24 protein-coding genes and 2 pseudogenes are annotated in these 16366 nt (G+C 61.7%); 20 read left to right on the forward strand and 6 right to left on the reverse strand.

Features of this window, described 5'->3' with window-relative positions; all coding sequences use genetic code 11:
- The 13 genes and pseudogenes from tuf to GVL12_RS23390 all read left to right on the forward strand — a co-directional run.
- Window positions 1-158: pseudogene (gene tuf / locus GVL12_RS23330) on the forward strand (elongation factor Tu); the annotation flags it as partial.
- Between the two features lie 25 nt (window positions 159-183).
- The gene (rpsJ, locus tag GVL12_RS23335; RefSeq protein WP_005796953.1) at window positions 184-495 is read left to right on the forward strand and encodes a 30S ribosomal protein S10; all 312 of its coding nucleotides are present in this window, start codon (window positions 184-186) and stop codon (window positions 493-495) included.
- Between the two features lie 204 nt (window positions 496-699).
- A complete protein-coding gene (rplC, locus tag GVL12_RS23340) occupies window positions 700-1374 on the forward strand; it encodes a 50S ribosomal protein L3 (protein WP_159917960.1) in 675 nt (224 codons plus the stop codon).
- Window positions 1374-1997 carry a 50S ribosomal protein L4 gene (gene rplD / locus GVL12_RS23345; RefSeq protein ID WP_159917961.1) on the forward strand — a complete coding sequence of 208 codons (624 nt, stop codon included), beginning with the start codon at window positions 1374-1376 and terminating at the stop codon, window positions 1995-1997. Before rplC ends, rplD begins: the two co-directional genes overlap by 1 nt.
- Entirely contained in the window at window positions 1994-2308 is a 315-nt protein-coding gene (rplW, locus tag GVL12_RS23350) for a 50S ribosomal protein L23 (protein ID WP_159917962.1), read from the forward strand. Before rplD ends, rplW begins: the two co-directional genes overlap by 4 nt.
- Window positions 2309-3133: a 50S ribosomal protein L2 gene (gene rplB, locus GVL12_RS23355; protein ID WP_159917963.1), complete on the forward strand. Its 825-nt coding sequence runs from the start codon at window positions 2309-2311 to the stop codon at window positions 3131-3133.
- Window positions 3134-3143: 10 nt separating this feature from the next.
- Complete coding sequence (gene rpsS, locus GVL12_RS23360; RefSeq protein WP_159917964.1) at window positions 3144-3422, forward strand: 30S ribosomal protein S19; 279 nt, start codon at window positions 3144-3146, stop codon at window positions 3420-3422.
- A 9-nt stretch (window positions 3423-3431) separates the two neighbouring features.
- Window positions 3432-3764, forward strand: a complete 333-nt coding sequence (gene rplV / locus GVL12_RS23365) for a 50S ribosomal protein L22 (protein WP_159917965.1) — start codon at window positions 3432-3434, stop codon at window positions 3762-3764.
- Window positions 3765-3779: 15 nt separating this feature from the next.
- Window positions 3780-4406 (forward strand): annotated as a pseudogene (rpsC, locus tag GVL12_RS23370) (30S ribosomal protein S3); the annotation flags it as partial.
- Between the two features lie 257 nt (window positions 4407-4663).
- Window positions 4664-5080: a 50S ribosomal protein L16 gene (gene rplP, locus GVL12_RS23375; protein ID WP_159917967.1), complete on the forward strand. Its 417-nt coding sequence runs from the start codon at window positions 4664-4666 to the stop codon at window positions 5078-5080.
- 15 nt (window positions 5081-5095) lie between these two features.
- A complete protein-coding gene (gene rpmC, locus GVL12_RS23380; protein WP_159917968.1) occupies window positions 5096-5293 on the forward strand; it encodes a 50S ribosomal protein L29 in 198 nt (65 codons plus the stop codon).
- 11 nt (window positions 5294-5304) lie between these two features.
- The gene (rpsQ, locus tag GVL12_RS23385) at window positions 5305-5574 is read left to right on the forward strand and encodes a 30S ribosomal protein S17 (RefSeq protein ID WP_159917969.1); all 270 of its coding nucleotides are present in this window, start codon (window positions 5305-5307) and stop codon (window positions 5572-5574) included.
- Window positions 5575-5691: 117 nt separating this feature from the next.
- Window positions 5692-6198: a peroxiredoxin gene (locus GVL12_RS23390; protein ID WP_159917970.1), complete on the forward strand. Its 507-nt coding sequence runs from the start codon at window positions 5692-5694 to the stop codon at window positions 6196-6198.
- A gap of 357 nt (window positions 6199-6555) precedes the next feature.
- On the opposite strand, the gene GVL12_RS23395 is transcribed toward GVL12_RS23390, so the two are convergent.
- On the reverse strand, window positions 6556-7047 hold the full coding sequence (locus GVL12_RS23395; protein ID WP_159917971.1) for a GNAT family N-acetyltransferase: 492 nt from the start codon (window positions 7045-7047) through the stop codon (window positions 6556-6558).
- 62 nt (window positions 7048-7109) lie between these two features.
- Window positions 7110-7778: a cytochrome b/b6 domain-containing protein gene (locus tag GVL12_RS23400; protein WP_159917972.1), complete on the reverse strand. Its 669-nt coding sequence runs from the start codon at window positions 7776-7778 to the stop codon at window positions 7110-7112.
- 154 nt (window positions 7779-7932) lie between these two features.
- On the opposite strand from GVL12_RS23400, the gene GVL12_RS23405 reads away from it, so the two are divergent.
- Entirely contained in the window at window positions 7933-8379 is a 447-nt protein-coding gene (locus GVL12_RS23405; RefSeq protein WP_159917973.1) for a cytochrome c, read from the forward strand.
- A 117-nt stretch (window positions 8380-8496) separates the two neighbouring features.
- Here the strand turns inward: GVL12_RS23405 and GVL12_RS23410 are convergent, their stop codons facing one another.
- On the reverse strand, window positions 8497-9000 hold the full coding sequence (locus tag GVL12_RS23410; protein WP_159917974.1) for a TlpA disulfide reductase family protein: 504 nt from the start codon (window positions 8998-9000) through the stop codon (window positions 8497-8499).
- A gap of 190 nt (window positions 9001-9190) precedes the next feature.
- Here GVL12_RS23410 and GVL12_RS23415 point away from each other — a divergent pair, with 190 nt between their 5' ends.
- From GVL12_RS23415 to ptsP, 3 genes are all read left to right on the forward strand, one after another.
- Window positions 9191-9637 (forward strand): PTS sugar transporter subunit IIA, encoded by a 447-nt coding sequence (locus GVL12_RS23415; RefSeq protein ID WP_159917975.1) that lies wholly within the window; start codon window positions 9191-9193, stop codon window positions 9635-9637.
- Complete coding sequence (locus GVL12_RS23420; protein WP_159917976.1) at window positions 9606-9875, forward strand: HPr family phosphocarrier protein; 270 nt, start codon at window positions 9606-9608, stop codon at window positions 9873-9875. Before GVL12_RS23415 ends, GVL12_RS23420 begins: the two co-directional genes overlap by 32 nt.
- A 221-nt stretch (window positions 9876-10096) precedes the next feature.
- Window positions 10097-11848 (forward strand): phosphoenolpyruvate--protein phosphotransferase, encoded by a 1752-nt coding sequence (gene ptsP / locus GVL12_RS23425; RefSeq protein WP_159917977.1) that lies wholly within the window; start codon window positions 10097-10099, stop codon window positions 11846-11848.
- Window positions 11849-12248: 400 nt separating this feature from the next.
- Here ptsP and lipA read toward each other — a convergent pair whose 3' ends face one another.
- The 3 genes from lipA to GVL12_RS23440 form a co-directional block, all read right to left on the reverse strand.
- Window positions 12249-13241: a lipoyl synthase gene (gene lipA, locus GVL12_RS23430; protein WP_159917978.1), complete on the reverse strand. Its 993-nt coding sequence runs from the start codon at window positions 13239-13241 to the stop codon at window positions 12249-12251.
- A gap of 12 nt (window positions 13242-13253) precedes the next feature.
- A complete protein-coding gene (lipB, locus tag GVL12_RS23435; protein WP_235033963.1) occupies window positions 13254-13946 on the reverse strand; it encodes a lipoyl(octanoyl) transferase LipB in 693 nt (230 codons plus the stop codon).
- 166 nt (window positions 13947-14112) lie between these two features.
- On the reverse strand, window positions 14113-14445 hold the full coding sequence (locus tag GVL12_RS23440; protein ID WP_159917980.1) for a YbeD family protein: 333 nt from the start codon (window positions 14443-14445) through the stop codon (window positions 14113-14115).
- Between the two features lie 255 nt (window positions 14446-14700).
- Between GVL12_RS23440 and GVL12_RS23445 the strand changes: the two genes are divergently transcribed.
- The 3 genes from GVL12_RS23445 to atpE are packed head-to-tail and all read left to right on the forward strand — an operon-like array spanning window position 14701 to window position 16359.
- On the forward strand, window positions 14701-15180 hold the full coding sequence (locus GVL12_RS23445) for an ATP synthase subunit I (RefSeq protein ID WP_159917981.1): 480 nt from the start codon (window positions 14701-14703) through the stop codon (window positions 15178-15180).
- Window positions 15181-15201: 21 nt separating this feature from the next.
- A complete protein-coding gene (atpB, locus tag GVL12_RS23450) occupies window positions 15202-16065 on the forward strand; it encodes a F0F1 ATP synthase subunit A (RefSeq protein ID WP_159917982.1) in 864 nt (287 codons plus the stop codon).
- A 45-nt stretch (window positions 16066-16110) separates the two neighbouring features.
- Window positions 16111-16359 carry a F0F1 ATP synthase subunit C gene (gene atpE, locus GVL12_RS23455; protein WP_159917983.1) on the forward strand — a complete coding sequence of 83 codons (249 nt, stop codon included), beginning with the start codon at window positions 16111-16113 and terminating at the stop codon, window positions 16357-16359.
- The last annotated feature ends 7 nt before the right edge of the window (window positions 16360-16366 follow it).

Here is a 16366-nt window from a genome sequence, read left to right on the forward strand (position 1 = left end):
AGTTGCCCGAAGGCAAGGAAATGGTCATGCCCGGCGACAACGTGTCGATCACCGTCAAGCTGATTGCCCCCATCGCCATGGAAGAAGGCCTGCGCTTCGCCATCCGCGAAGGTGGCCGTACGGTTGGCGCCGGTGTGGTTGCCAAGGTCCTGGCTTAATTCTTAGCACTACTAGGAATTAACCATGTCCAAGCAAAAAATCCGCATCCGCCTGAAGGCGTTTGACTACAAGCTGATCGACCAATCGGCTGCTGAAATCGTCGACACCGCCAAGCGCACCGGCGCGATCGTCAAGGGTCCCGTGCCCCTGCCGACCCGCATGAAGCGTTTCGACATCCTGCGCTCGCCCCACGTCAACAAGACCAGCCGCGATCAGCTCGAAATCCGTACCCACCAGCGTCTCATGGACATCGTGGACCCCACGGACAAGACCGTTGACGCGCTGATGAAGCTGGACCTGCCAGCTGGCGTGGACGTCGAAATCAAGCTGCAATAAGTTCTTCAAAGGCTCTTTCGAGAGCCTTGCAAGGTCTTGATCTAACGCGAACTTGCTTGAAAAAGCAGTTCGCGTTAGAATTTGGGGCTTCGCCTTTCTTGGCGAAGTTTTATTAACCTTCTTTCGTGCGCAGAGTCCGCAAGGGCTAAGGGCGCAACGCTGGGCCAATTGCAGTTACAGCGGCGAAAGTTTTGGAGCAAACAAATGAGTCTGAGCAACTCCCTGGGGTTGCTGGGTCGCAAGGTGGGCATGATGCGTCTGTTCACTGATGACGGGGACGCAGTGCCCGTCACGGTGGTGGATGTGTCCAACAACCGTGTGACTCAGGTCAAAACCCAAGAGAACGATGGCTACGTGGCCCTGCAGGTCACGTTCGGTTCGCGCCGCGCTTCGCGCGTGACCAAGCCCCAAGCCGGCCACCTTGCCAAGGCAGGTGTCGAAGCCGGTGAAGTGACCCGCGAATTCCCCGTGACGGCCGAAGTGGCTGGCAAGTACGCCGCTGGCGCTACGCTGCCTGTCGCCGAACTGTTCGCTGTGGGCCAGAAGGTGGACGTGCAAGGCACTTCCATTGGTAAGGGCTTCGCTGGCACGATCAAGCGTCACAACTTCCGTTCGCAGCGCGCTTCGCACGGTAACAGCCGTTCGCACAATGTCCCTGGTTCCATTTCGATGGCACAAGATCCAGGCCGCGTGTTCCCCGGCAAGAAGATGACGGGTCACATGGGCGACGAGACCGTGACGACGCAAAACCTCGACGTGGTTCGCATTGACGAAGCACGCCAACTGCTCTTGATCAAGGGCGCTGTTCCGGGCTCCAAGGGTGGCTTCGTGATGGTGCGTCCCGCAGTCAAGGCTAAACCTTCTCAAGGAGCGAACTAATGCAGCTCGAACTCCTGAATGAACAAGGCCAGGCAGCATCGTCGTTCGATGTGCCCGAAACTGTGTTCGGTCGTGAATTCAACGAAGACCTGATCCATCAACTGGTCGTCGCCTACCGTGCCAACGCACGCCAAGGCACGCGCGCCCAGAAGGATCGCGAGCAAGTCCGTCACTCGACGGCCAAGCCGTTCAAGCAAAAGGGTACGGGCCGCGCTCGTGCCGGTATGACTTCCTCGCCTCTGTGGCGTGGGGGCGGTCGCATCTTCCCGAATCTGCCTGAAGAAAACTTCACGCAGAAGATCAACAAGAAGATGTACCGTGCCGGCATGGCTTCCATCCTGTCGCAGCTGGCCCGTGAAGGCCGTCTGGCAGTCGTGGACTCGCTGACGCTCGATACGCCCAAGACCAAGGTGCTGGCCGACAAGTTCAAGGCCATGAACCTGGCCGAGTCGGTGATGGTGATCGCTGACGAAGTGGACGAAAACCTGTACCTGGCTTCCCGCAACCTGAAGAACGTGTTCGTTGTCGAACCACGTTATGCCGACCCCGTGTCGCTGGTGCATTACAAGAAAGTGCTCGTCACCAAGGGCGCAATCGACAAACTCAAGGAGATGTTCGCATGAGCACACTCAAGTTTGACGAAGGTCGTCTGATGCAAGTGCTGGTCGCTCCCATCGTGTCCGAAAAGGCCACCATGGTTGCTGAAAAGTCCAACGTCGTGACGTTCAAGGTGCTGCAGAGCGCTACCAAGCCAGAAATCAAGGCCGCTGTGGAATTGATGTTCAAGGTGGAAGTCGCGAAGATCTCTGTGCTGAACACCAAGGGCAAGGCCAAGCGCTTTGGCAAGACCATGGGTCGCCGCGACAACGTTCGCAAGGCCTACGTCATGCTCAAGCCAGGTCAAGAGCTGAATCTGTCTGGGGAGGCCGCTTAAATGGCAGTCATCAAACTCAAGCCCACGACGCCTGGTCAACGCGGTGCCGTCAAGGTCACGCGCGATCACCTGCACAAGGGCGAGCCGTATGCACCCCTGCTGGAACCCCAGTTCCAGAAGGCTGGCCGCAACAACAACGGCCACATCACCACCCGTCACAAGGGCGGTGGTCACAAGCATCACTACCGCGTGGTGGACTTCCGTCGCAACAAGGACGGCATCCCCGCAAAGGTCGAGCGTATTGAATACGATCCCAACCGTACGGCCCACATCGCTCTGGTGTGCTATGCCGACGGTGAGCGTCGCTACATCATTGCGCCTCGCAACCTGGAAGTGGGCGCGACCATTGTCAGCGGTTCGGAAGCTCCGATCCGCGTGGGCAACACCCTGCCTATCCGCAACATCCCCGTGGGCTCGACCATTCACTGCATCGAATTGCAAGTGGGCGGCGGTGCACAGATCGCGCGTTCCGCAGGTACCTCCGCCACGTTGCTGGCCCGTGAAGGCGTCTACGCTCAAGTGCGTATGCGTTCGGGCGAAGTGCGCAAGATTCACATCGAGTGCCGTGCAACCCTGGGCGAAGTCGCCAACGAAGAACACAGCCTGCGCCGTCTGGGCAAGGCCGGTGTGAAGCGCTGGATGGGTATTCGTCCTACCGTTCGCGGTGTGGTGATGAACCCTGTGGATCACCCGCACGGTGGTGGTGAAGGCAAGACCGGTGAAGGTCGTCACGCAGTTGACCCATGGGGCAACCTGACGAAGGGCTACCGTACCCGTAACAACAAACGCACGCAATCGATGATTGTGTCGCGTCGTAAAAAGTAAGGGGTAGCAAATGACTCGTTCTCTCAAAAAGGGTCCGTTTGTTGACCATCACTTGGTCGCCAAGGTCGAGAAGGCCGTTGCAACCAAGGATAAGAAGCCAGTCAAGACCTGGTCGCGTCGTTCCATGGTCCTGCCCGATTTCATCGGCCTGACCATTGCCGTGCACAACGGCAAGCAACACGTGCCGGTCTATGTTACGGACCAGATGGTGGGCCATAAGCTCGGCGAATTCGCCTTGACGCGCACCTTCAAGGGTCACCCCGCGGACAAAAAAGTCCAGAAGAAGTAAGGAACGACCATGTCTGAAACACGTGCAGTCCTCCGGGGCGTCCGTCTGTCGGTGGACAAGGGTCGCCTGGTCGCTGATTTGATCCGCGGCAAGAAGGTCGATCAAGCTCTGAACATCCTGACGTTCACGCAGAAAAAAGCTGCTGTGATCATCAAGAAGGTTCTGGAGTCCGCCATTGCCAACGCTGAGCACAACGACGGCGCCGATATCGACGATCTGAAGATCACCACGATCTACGTCGAACAAGGCACCACGCTCAAGCGCTTCACCGCGCGCGCCAAAGGCCGCGGCAATCGTATCAGCAAGCCCACGTGCCATGTGTACGTGACGGTTGGCAACTGAAAGGCCTGGAAGAATATGGGACAGAAAATCCATCCTACCGGCTTCCGTCTGGCTGTGAGCCGGAACTGGGCCAGCCGTTGGTACGCGAGCAACCGTGACTTCGCCGGCATGCTGGCCGAAGACATCAAGGTTCGCGAGTACCTGAAGGCCAAGCTGAAGAACGCCGCTGTGTCGCGTATCCTGATCGAGCGTCCTGCAAAGAACGCCCGTATCACGATCTACTCGGCGCGTCCCGGTGTGGTGATCGGCAAGAAGGGTGAAGACATCGAGAACCTCAAGAAGGAACTCGCTATTCGCCTGGGCGTGCCAGTGGCAGTGAACATCGAAGAAGTGCGCAAGCCCGAAATCGATGCCAAGCTGATCGCTGACTCGATCACCCAACAGCTCGAAAAGCGCATCATGTTCCGCCGTGCCATGAAGCGCGCCATGCAAAACGCCATGCGTTTGGGCGCTCTGGGCATCAAGATCATGTCGTCGGGCCGTTTGAACGGTATCGAAATCGCTCGTTGCGAATGGTATCGCGAAGGTCGCGTGCCACTTCACACCCTGCGTGCCGACATCGACTATGGCTTCTCCGAAGCCAAGACCACCTACGGCATCATCGGTGTCAAGGTGTGGGTGTACAAGGGTGACACTCTGGGCCGCAACGACCTGCCTCTGGCAGAGACGCCGCGTCCCGAAGAAGAGCGTCGCCCCCGTGGCCCGCGTCGCGACAGCCGTAATGGCGACCGCAACGCCGGCCCCGGTCGTGGTGCACCTCGCCGCCCAGTGGGTGGCAACGTGGCTCCGGCCGACGGCAGCGATAAGCCTGCCGGCGCCGGTGCCGACACCAACGCCGTTAAGCGCGTTCGCAAGGCAGACGCGCCCGCTACAGCAGCGGACGGTAAAGGAGAATAAACATGCTGCAACCTGCTCGCCGCAAATATCGCAAGGAGCAAAAGGGTCGCAACACCGGTGTTGCAACGCGAGGTAACTCCGTTGCATTCGGTGACTTCGGCCTGAAATCCACGGATCGTGGCCGTTTGACGGCCCGCCAGATCGAAGCTGCACGTCGTGCAATTTCCCGTCACGTGAAGCGTGGTGGCCGTATCTGGATCCGTGTGTTCCCTGACAAGCCAATCTCGACCAAGCCCGCAGAAGTGCGTATGGGTAACGGTAAGGGCAACCCTGAGTACTACGTCGCTGAAATTCAGCCCGGCAAGGTGCTCTACGAAATCGTGGGTGTGCCAGAAGAATTGGCACGTGAAGCGTTCCGCCTGGCTGCTGCCAAGCTGCCGCTGCGCACCACGTTCGTTGCACGCCACATTGGCGCTTAATCAGGAGAATTCAAAATGACGAAAACTACTGAATTGCGCCAAAAAGACGTTACCGGCCTCGAAGCTGAAATCAAGTCCTTGCAAAAGGCGCATTTCGGCCTGCGCATGCAGAAGGCTACGCAACAATTGGCCAACACGAATACGCTGCGCACCACGCGCCGTGATATCGCTCGTGCCAAGACCATCCTTGCTGAAAAGCAAGCCGCCAAGTAATAGGAGCCGACATGACGGAAGCTAAAAAATCCCTCAAGCGCACCTTGGTTGGCAAGGTGGTCAGCGACAAGCGTCAAAAGACTGTGACCGTGCTGGTCGAACGCCGTGTGAAGCACGAGCTGTACGGCAAGATCGTGGCCAAGTCGAGCAAGTACCACGCCCATGATGAAAATGGCGAATACAAGCTCGGCGACACCATCGAAATCACGGAAAGCCGTCCTTTGTCCAAGACCAAGAACTGGGTTGCGACCCGTTTGGTGCAAAAGGCTGGCCTGCTCTAAAGCCTCTCAGGCCTTAGTGCTGCAAAGCTGAGAAAAACGACCCACAATGTGGGTCGTTTTTTCGTTTGGGGGCGGCGCTTTTGCGCGGCCCGTTTTTAACTGGAACCGGAGCTTTACATGATCAAAGTTGGAGATACCCTGCCCGCCGTCACGCTGACAGAATACGTTGCCGTCGAAGGCAATGGCTGCAGCATCGGCCCGAGCGCCGTGAACGTGCAGGAAGCTGCCGCAGGCAAGACCGTGGCCATCGTGGCCGTGCCTGGCGCCTTCACGCCCACCTGCTCCGAAAAGCACCTGCCCGGTTATGTGGAGCAGGCCGATGCGCTCAAGGCCGCCGGCGTCGACGAAATCTGGTGCCTGTCGGTCAACGACGCATTCGTGATGGGTGCCTGGGGCCGCGACCAGAACGTCGGCAGCAAGGTGCGCATGATCGGTGACGGTGATGCCGCTTTCGCCAAGGCCACGGGCCTGACGCTGGACCTCAACGGCAAGGGCCTGGGCCTGCGCAGCAACCGCTACTCGATGCTGGTCAAGGACGGCAAGGTCGTTCAGCTCAACGTTGAAGGCCCAGGCAAGTTCGAAGTCAGCGACGCTGCCACCCTGTTGGCCCAGGCCAAGGCCTGACCCTTCCTACCCTGCGGCGCAGCCCGCGGCGGAAAATGAAAGAGCGCCTGGCGCTCTTTTTTTTCGGCTGCTGCGGGCCGGGCCAGGACTTAGAACGTGTTCACGATCTCTTCGCGCCGCGACAGCGCCTTGGCGGGATGGGATGCTAGGCGCAGTACCGCAGCAATAGCCCTGCTATTGCGAGGATCTGCAACGACGCAGACCGCCCGCCAAGGCACTGTCCCGAAGGGTTGGGACGAAATCGGGCGATTTCTTCGCGCTGCAGCTTGCTTGCACCCCGGTGCAAGCTGCGCCCCAGCGCTTCGAACTCATCCCGATTGCGTCCCAACGCGACGCGTTGAGATCATGAACACGTTCTTAGAACAGTTCGGCCTTGAGGTAATGGGCGCCGGCCATGGGATTGAAGTAATAGGGCGGAATTTCCTCGAAACCGAGCTCGGTATAGAGCGCGCGCGCGGCTTCCATGTCGTCGAGGGTGTCGAGCAGCACGCAGTCGTAGCCCGCCTGCCGTGCAATATCGAGCATGGCGGCAGTGAGTTCGCGGCCCAGGCCGAAGCCGCGAAACGGCCGGCGCACATACAGCCGCTTCATTTCTGCGGCATTCGGATAGTCGCTGGTGTCCAGCGGACGCAGGGCGCAGCAACCTGCCAGCGCACCGTCGACGGTGGCCAGCAGCAACTGCCCGCGCGGCGGTGCGTATTCACCGGGCAGGTGGGCCAGTTCGGCCGCGAAATTCTGAAATTCCAGATCAATGCCCGTGCTGTGAGCGTATTCCTCGAAGATCTGGCGTACGACGTCCAGATCTTGCGGGAAGGTCGCTGTCAGCAGGGCCACAGAAGGCTTATCCACAGGCGGAGCGAAAAACAACGGAACCCGAAGTGTAGCGGCATGTGCCCGGTATGGTGAAGGCCTCAAATGCTGCCCAGCCGGCCTATGCCCCAGGAAATGGCTGCGCAGGCCAGTGCGATGACCAGCGCGAGCAGGCGCTGGCGCCTGCCATCTGCAGCGTCGGGCAGCGGCTCGGGCAGCGTGCGGTCGCCGGTCAGCATGGCGCGCACCAGTGGGCGGCGGCGCGCCAGCGTGTACCAGGCGATGGCCAGCAGGTGCAGGCCCAGCAGCGCGAGCAGCAGGTACTGGCCGAGCTCGGCATGCCAGCGGGTCGCGGCATCGATGACATCGCCGGGCACCAGGCGGCTGAGCGGCCCGGCAAAGAAAATGGCGTCATCGCTGAACAGGCCGGTGCCGACCTGGGCAAGCAGCACCGCGAGCATGGCGAACACCGACAGCGCACCGAGCGGGCTGTGGCCTGCACTGTGCTCGGGCCGCCCCCGGCCGCGCAGATACGCGAGCAGTTGCCGGGGCGCGTAGAGGAAGCTGCGAAACCGCGACCAGCGTCCGCCAACGAAACCCCAGACCAGGCGAAACAGCAGCAGCGCGAGCACCACATGGCCCAGCCGCAGATGCCAGATCATCGCGTTGCCGCCGATCTTGGCGGTGACGATCATGGCCACGGTGCTCGCCGCGAGGGCCCAGTGAAACAGGCGGGTCGGAAGATCCCAGATGCGGACGGTGTGGGGCATGGCAGTGCAGGATGAGGTGGTGGCAGGGCGGTGCTGGCTACCAAGGATAGCGAATATCGCGCGGCCCGCGTTGTGCATTGCCTGCCCGGACGGCCTTCACGGATAATCCTGCGTTGAAGTTGAGGTTTTTGTTTGTCACCACAAGAAAGTCCCCATGAAAGCAATTCGCCTCCTGGCCCTTGCGGCCCTCACTGCCTCCTTGAGTCTGCCCGCCGCGGCCCAGTTCGCGAAGAAGGACGATGCGATTGACTATCGCCAGTCGGCGCTGAGCGTCATGGCCGCCCATTTTGGGCGCCTCGGTGCGATGGCCAAGGGCGATGTGCCCTTCGATGCCAAGGCGGCCCAGGAAAACGCCGACATCGTGGTGTTCATGTCGCGCCTGCCTTGGGCCGGGTTCGGTCCGGGCACAGAAGGCGGCAAGGCAAAAGCCGACGTCTGGTCGGAGAACGCCAAGTTCAAGGACCTTGCGGGCAAGATGGAAGCGGAAGCCGTCAAGCTCGCGGCCGCGGCAAAGCAGGGCGATCTGGCCAGCCTCAAGGCGGCATTCGGCGCCACGGCGGGCAGCTGCAAGGCCTGCCACGACAGCTTCAGGAGTCGTTGACCCCCCTGAGCGACTGCGTCGCTTCCCCCCGGGGGGACGACGCCATCGCTGCGGGGCGGCCCTTGCTCGGCGTCCCTGACCTGGAGCACGCCAGTTTGTGAATCGAAGGACGCGAAATCAGGCTTCGGCCAGCAGCTTTTCTATGAGCTTGTGCAGCTCGGCGAAGTCGGGCGCGCCCACATAGCGTTTGACGATTTCGCCGCGCTTGTTGACGATGAAGGTCGACGGCGTGAGCTGCACATCGCCCCATTGCTTGGCGACCATGCCGGTGTTGTCGATCGCGACCTTGAAGGGCAGCTGGCGGCTTTGCGCGAAGTTCACCACATAGCTTGGTGGGTCGTAGCTCATGGCCACCGCAATGGTCTCGAAGCCCTGTGGCTGGTACTTCCTGTAGGTCGCGATGATTTCAGGCATTTCGGCGACACAGGTGGTGCAGCTCGTGGCCCAGAAGTTGACCAGTGTCACCTTGCCGTGCAGGTCGGCGGTGGTTTGCTGGCTGCCGTCGAGCAGCACGAAGGTCGAGGCGGGCGCGGGACTGGTACCAGCATTCAGGTAGATGAAGCCGCCGATGCCGGCGACGGCGGCCAGCGCCACGCCTGCGATCCATGTTTTGATTGCCATGTGTCGATTGTGCCCAAAGCTGCCGGGAATCCGGCGGTCTGGGGTTATGAGTGCGAGCGGACGGCGAAAGTTCACACCGGGGCGGTGTGGGAGATGGCGTGTTCGGGTTGACCACAATCAAAGCTTGTGACGGGATTGCCCGGCGCGCACGGGCCGCGCGCCATAATGCCGTACATCCATCCGTCACTCCATGAACACGCGCATTCTTCTCATCACCCATGCCCCGCTGGCGCAGGCGCTGCGCGACTGTGCACTGCATGTGTTTGCCGACAGCGCCGACGATGTACTGGCGCTCGACATCGCCGCCGATGAAAGCCCCGAGGATTCGCTCGCGCGCGCGCGCACGCTGCTGGGCGAAAGCGCTGCGCCCGTGCTGGTGCTCACCGATGTGTTTGGCGCAACGCCCTGCAACGTGGCCCAGCGCCTCGTCGCGGGACGCGCGGCCCAGCTCGTGGCCGGCGTGAACCTGCCGATGCTGTTGCGCGCCGTGAGCTACCGCCATGAAACGCTGGACGCCGTTGCGCAGCGCGCCGTGGTGGGCGGTATCCAGGGAGTGATGGCCGTGGGCGCCGCTCCGTTGCAGAACCAGAATTTCCGTTCTTTCCATGATCAAGACCACCATCACCATCAGCAATAAGCTGGGCCTGCATGCGCGGGCGTCGGCCAAGCTCACCAAACTCGCGGGCAGCCATCCCTGCGAAGTGTGGATGACCAAGGGGGAACGGCGCATCAATGCCAAGAGCATCATGGGCGTGATGATGCTCGCCGCGGGCATGGGCTCGCAGGTGGAGCTCGAGACCTCGGGCGAACGCGAGCAGGAAGCCATGGATGCACTGCTGGCGTTGATCAACGACAAGTTTGGCGAAGGACAATGAAGTTGACAAGCACCCCCTGAGCCGCTTCGCGGCTTGGGCCGCCCCGGCTTCCCCCTCTCAACCTTCTGTGGAGGGGGGCGGCCGGCCAGGCACGGCACCGTCGCTGCGGGGCGGCGTCCTGAGCTCCGTCGAAGGGCTCGGTGCCCCCGCGCTGGGCCGCGCCGGTTTCAGGTGGCAAGCCCAGGTGTCTTGGATACTTGTATGACTGAAGGACAGTCCGGATGACGTTTGCAATTCACGGCCTGGCAGTCTCCCGCGGCATAGCGATCGGGCGGGCGGTGCTGGTGAGCTCTAGCCGCATCGAGGTGCAGCACTATTTCATTGGCGCGGCCGAAGTGCAGGCCGAAGTCGAGCGCGCGCGCACCGCGCGCCATGCGGTCATCGAGGAGCTGCAGCGCCTGCAGACCGAGATGCCGCATGATGCGCCGGCGGAGCTCGATGCGCTGCTTGACGTGCACCTGATGCTGCTGCAGGACGAGTCGCTGGTACATGGCGTGGAGCAGTGGATCTGCGAGCGCCTGTACAACGCAGAGTGGGCGCTCACGACGCAGCTCGAAGCGATTTCGCGCCAGTTCGACGAGATGGAGGACGATTATCTGCGCGAGCGCAAGGCCGATCTCGAGCAGGTGGTCGATCGCATTCTGCGCCACCTCAAGGGCGTGGCCAGCCCCGTGCCACCTTCGCGGCCCGTGCTGCCTGGCGCCGCGCCCGAGCTGCCGCTGATTCTGGTCGCGCAGGACCTGGCACCGGCCGACATGCTGCATTTCAAGACCAGCGTGTTCGTCGGTTTCGTCACGGCCGTGGGCGGCAAGACCTCGCACACGGCAATTGTCGCGCGCAGCATGGACATTCCCGCCGTGGTCGGCGCGCGCGCCGCGGCGCAGCTGGTGCGGCCCGACGACTGGCTGATCATCGATGGCAACGCCGGCGTGGTGATCGTCGATCCTTCGCCCGCGATTCTTGCCGACTACGAAGGCCGCCAGCGCGAGACGGCGCACGAGCGCGAGAGCCTGGCGCTGCTGCGGCACACGCCCGCGGTGACGCTCGATGGGCAGGAAATCGAGCTGCTGGCCAATATCGAGCAGCCCGGCGACGGCCCGGCTGCCTTGCAGGCCGGCGCCCAGGGCGTGGGGCTGTTTCGCAGCGAATTCCTGTTCATGGGGCGCGACGGCCCCATGCCCGGCGAGGAAGAGCAGTACCAGGCCTATCGCCAGGCGGTCGAAGGCATGCAGGGCCGACCCGTGACCATACGCACCATCGATGTGGGCGCGGACAAGCCGCTGGACAAGGCGCAGGCCAAGGAATACTCGCTCAATCCTGCGCTGGGCCTGCGGGCGATACGCTGGAGCCTGGCCGATCCGAGCATGTTCCGCACGCAGTTGCGCGCCGTGCTGCGCGCCGCCATGCATGGGCCCGTGAACCTGCTGTTCCCCATGCTCGCCCACCAGAGCGAAATCGAGCAGACCCTGGCCCAGGTGGCCCTGGCGCGCGCCGAACTCGATGCGCGCGGCATGGCCCATGGCGCGGTGCAGCTGGGCGCGATGATAGAGATTCCGGCGGCGGCGCTGATGGTGCGCATGTTCCTGCGCTATTTCGATTTCCTGTCGATAGGCACCAATGACCTGATCCAGTACACGCTGGCCATCGACCGCGCCGACGAAGCCGTGGCGCACCTGTACGATCCGTTGCACCCGGCCGTGCTGCGCCTCGTGGCCGACGTGATTGCCGAAGGCCGGCGCCAGGGCAAGAGCATCTGCGTCTGCGGCGAAGTCGCTGGCGATGTCGCCATGACGCGCCTGCTGCTGGGCCTGGGCCTGCGCAGCTTCTCGATGCACCCGGCGCAGATCCTGGCCGTCAAGCAGGAAATACTGCGCGCCGATGCGGGCCAGCTCGGCGACTGGGCGCAACAGGTGGTGCTGGCCGACGATCCCGCCGCACTGCTGGAAGCCGGCCCCATGCCGTCAAATTCCTGAAACTGCTGCCAACCACATTCTTTTTAAAAATAATTGAGATTGGTTCTCATTCACGTGTTATGATTCAACCACTGACGCAGCACATATCCTGGTGGGAACAGTGCTCCATCGGTTTCAGTTTCATCGTGGGGCGACTCGTGGGCCTGTTAAGCCTTCAGTCGTTTTTTGCCAGCCAGCGGCTCGCCGGTTAGCCAGGCATTTTTTGATGGGACACAACGAAGAAAGCCTTCCAAATTGGAAGGCTTTTTGTTTTTGAAGGGCCTTTCGGCCTCAAAGTGAGCGCTAATGTGTTGGTGCCCGTCCTGCGCGTGGCCTGTAAAACTGGCGCGGCCCAAGCGGGGGGCAGCGAGCAAGGGCCGCCCCGCAGCGAGGCTGCCGTCCCCCTTGGGGGGAAGACGCGCTAGCGGCTCAGGGGGGGAATTACCCCATGCGCCTGCTCATCGGCGTGGTAGCTTGAGCGCACCATGGCGCCCACGGCTGCGTGGCTAAAGCCCATCTTGTAGGCTTCTTCCTCGAACATCTTGAATGTGTCGGGGTGCACATAGCGGCGCACCGGCAGATGGCTGTTCGATGGCGACAGATACTGGCCAATGGTCAGCATGTCGATGTCGTGGGCGCGCATGTCGCGCATCACCTGCAGGATTTCCTCGTCGGTCTCGCCCAGGCCGACCATGATGCCGCTCTTGGTCGGCACCTGGGGGTGCAGCGCCTTGAATTTCTTCAGCAGGTTCAGGCTGAACTGGTAGTCGGAGCCGGGGCGCGCTTCCTTGTACAGGCGCGGCGCGGTTTCGAGGTTGTGGTTCATCACGTCGGGCGGGGCGGCCTTGAGGATCTCGAGCGCGCGGTCATCGCGTCCGCGGAAGTCGGGAACAAGGATCTCGATCTGCGTATTTGGCGACAGCTCGCGGATGTTCTTGATGCATTCGACGAAATGGCCGCTGCCGCCGTCGCGCAGGTCGTCGCGGTCGACGCTGGTGATCACCACGTACTTGAGGCGCAGCTGGGCAATGGTCTTGGCGAGGTTCAGCGGCTCGTCGACATCAAGCGGGTCGGGCCGGCCATGGCCCACGTCGCAGAACGGGCAGCGGCGCGTGCACTTGTCGCCCATGATCATGAACGTGGCCGTGCCCTTGCCGAAGCATTCGCCGATGTTGGGGCAGCTCGCTTCCTCGCAGACGGTGTGCAGCTTGTTCTCGCGCAGGATGTCCTTGATTTCGTAGAAGCGCGTGGTCGGCGAGCCGGCCTTGACGCGGATCCACTCCGGCTTTTTCAGCACTTCGCCTTGCTCGACCTTGATGGGAATGCGCGACAGCTTGGCCGCGGCCTTTTGCTTGGCCAGCGGGTTGTAGGTGGCTGCGGACTGCGCTTCGCGTACGACGTCTGTGGTGCTCATGGCTCTTGTTTCTCAGGGGGCGAGCCGGATTTCCAGCTGTCGGCCAAGCACATGCGCAGCCTCGTCCCAGGTTGTCTGGACTCCGATTGTAGAAAGATCCACGCTCGGCAGCCCGGCATAGCCACAAGGATTGATGCGCGAATAGGGTTCAAGGTCCATTGCCGCGTTCAATGCCAGACCGTGGTAGGTGCAGTGGCGGCTGACCTTGATGCCCAGCGCGGCAATCTTGCCCAGGCCGCTGAAGTCGGGCGTGGGTGCGCTGCTGCCGGGCAGGCGCAGCTGCGGGCGCTGGGCCAGCATCGCGTGGCTCGAGGGATCATCCAGGCGCACATAAATGCCGGGCGCGCCCGCGACGCGGTGGCCCGTGACGCCGAAATGCGCAAGCGTGCGGATCACGGCCTCCTCGAGGCGGTAGACGTATTCCTTGACGAAATAGCCGCGGCGCTGCAGGTCGAGCAACGGATAGGCGACGACCTGGCCCGGGCCATGGTAGGTCACCTGGCCGCCGCGGTTGGTCGCCACGACCGGAATGTCGCCCGGCACCAATACATGGTCGGCCTTGCCCGCCAGGCCCTGCGTGAAGTGCGGCGCGTGCTCACAGATCCACAGCGAGTCAGGCGTGTCCGCGCTGCGCTGCTGCGTGAGGTCCTGCATGGCCTGGACCGTGGCCCGGTAGTCGGTGCGGCCCAACAGCCGTGTGTCCAAAAAAGCACTGTTACTCATAGAGGAGATCAAACGCAAGACCCATGAAGGCTAAAACAGGCATGCTCCAACCTGGGGACGCCGAGGAAGGGCCGCCCCGCACCGAGGGCGTCGTCCCCCTCCACCGAAGGTTGAGAGGGGGAAGCGACGAAGTCGCTCAGGGGGTGCTTTAAAGAACCACTTTGACGTGGGGATCGGAGGTCAGTGCGCGGTACAGGTCGTCGAGCTGCTCGCGGCTGGTGGCCGTGACGGTGATGGTCACGCCCAGGTACTTGCCCGCGCTGCTCGGGCGCAGTTCCACGGTGCTGGCGTCGAATGTCGGGTCGAAGCGCTCGGCAATCGCGGTGATCGACGACACCAGGTTCTCATGCTGCAGCCCCATGACCTTGATAGGGAACAGCGACGGGTACTCGATCAGCGAGTCCTTGCGCGCAACGGCATCATCGCCGGCGGCGCTGCCGGTCGTGGCTGTGGTCGGGGGGGTGGATGTTGACGAGCTCATGACAGAGACTTTCAAAGGTTAATACCTTGTCGGGGCGGACGGTTATGCGGTAATGTTTCCCCGGCCCGACGCACTGCGAGAGGGGCGAAAAAACCTATACGGGGCAAAGGCTTGGCAGCATTGTTGTGTGACCTGGGTGTGACCGCCTTCGGAAGATAAAATTGGCCACACCCGTAACAACCCCTATCTTACGGCAGGGGTTTTTACTTATAATCAGAGGCTTTGTGAAAGTTTCAGTCTGCGACAGGGCGCCAAATGACAAAAAAATACGCTCCCGAGACTGAAGCTGAGGCCGAAGATTCTGACTTCAACCCCCTGACTGCCGAAGAAGCGCAGCAGTGGCGCCAGCGCAATCCGCCGGTGTCACCGTGGCGTGTGGTGGCGGGGCAGGTCCTGATAGGTGTGCTGGTGTCGGCGCTGGCGTGGCTGGTGAGCGGCAAGCCCTCGGTGGGCTGGTCGGCAGCCTACGGCGCCCTGGCGGTGGTGCTGCCCGCAGCGTTGTTTGCGCGCGGCCTGGCACGCCAGCAGGCGGCGCCCCATGCGGGCGCGGCGATGGTCGGGTTCTTCGGCTGGGAATTGGCGAAGCTGATGTTGTGTATTGCGATGTTGGCAATGGCGCCAAAACTGGTTGCAGGATTGAGCTGGTTGGCTTTGCTGGCCGGCATGGTGGTCACGATGAAAACGTACTGGATTGCGCTGCTCCTGCGGCGCTCCGGTGTCCGAAAAACCGATTGATATTGAGAGAAGAGTTGTCCGATGGCCGCAGACGCGCACGCACCAACTGCAAGTGAATACATCGTTCACCACTTGCAGCATCTCCAGAACATCAAGCAGACGAGCATCGTCGATTTCTCGGTGGTCAACTATGACTCCGTGATCGTCGGTCTGATCGTCGGTGGTCTGGCCCTGTTTGTTCTCTGGCTGGCTGCCCGCAAGGCGACTGCCGGTGTTCCCGGCCGCTTCCAGGCAGCCGTCGAGCTGCTGGTCGAAATGGTCGACAACCAGGCCAAGGCCAACATCCACAATGCCGAAAGCCGCAAGTTCATTGCGCCGCTGGCACTGACGGTGTTCGTCTGGATTTTCGTCATGAACGCGATGGACTTGCTGCCCGTCGACCTGCTGCCCGTGCTGTGGCAGGGCGCGACCGGTGACAGCCACGCCTATCTGCGCGTCGTGCCTACCGCCGACCTCTCGACCACCCTGGGTCTGTCGTTCGCCGTTCTGTTGCTGTGCTTCTGGTACAGCGTCAAGATCAAGGGCGCCGGCGGCTGGGCCCACGAACTGGTGACCGCGCCTTTCGGCACCAGCAAGAACCCTGTCTTCGCCCTGATCCTGGGCGTGGTCAATCTGCTGATGCAGATCATCGAATACGTTGCCAAGACCGTCTCGCATGGCATGCGACTGTTTGGCAACATGTACGCTGGTGAGTTGGTATTCATGCTGATTGCCCTGATGGGTGGTGCGGCTGCCATGTCTCTCTCTGGTGTGTTGCTCCCCGTGGGGCACATCATTGCAGGTTCTATCTGGGCGATCTTCCATATTTTGATCATCACCCTGCAGGCCTTCATTTTCATGATGCTGACGCTGATTTATCTCGGCCAGGCACATGAAGCCCACTGACCCTTTCTTTCTTTCCCTTCACTTTTTTAATCCTCTGGAGTCATCATGGAAAACATTCTCGGTCTCGTCGCTCTGGCTTGTGGTCTGATTGTTGGTCTGGGCGCTATCGGCGCTTCGATCGGTATCGCTTTGATGGGCGGCAAGTTCCTGGAAGCTTCGGCTCGTCAACCTGAGCTGATCAACGAACTGCAAACCAAGATGTTCATCTTGGCCGGTCTGATCGACGCTGCTTTCCTGATCGGCGTGGCCATCGCCCTGCTGTTCGCTTTCGCCAACCCGTTTGCTCTGGTCTAAGCTCCCC

Source organism: Pantoea sp. 18069, assembly GCF_902706035.1.
Classification (GTDB): Bacteria; Pseudomonadota; Gammaproteobacteria; order Burkholderiales; family Burkholderiaceae_C; genus Comamonas.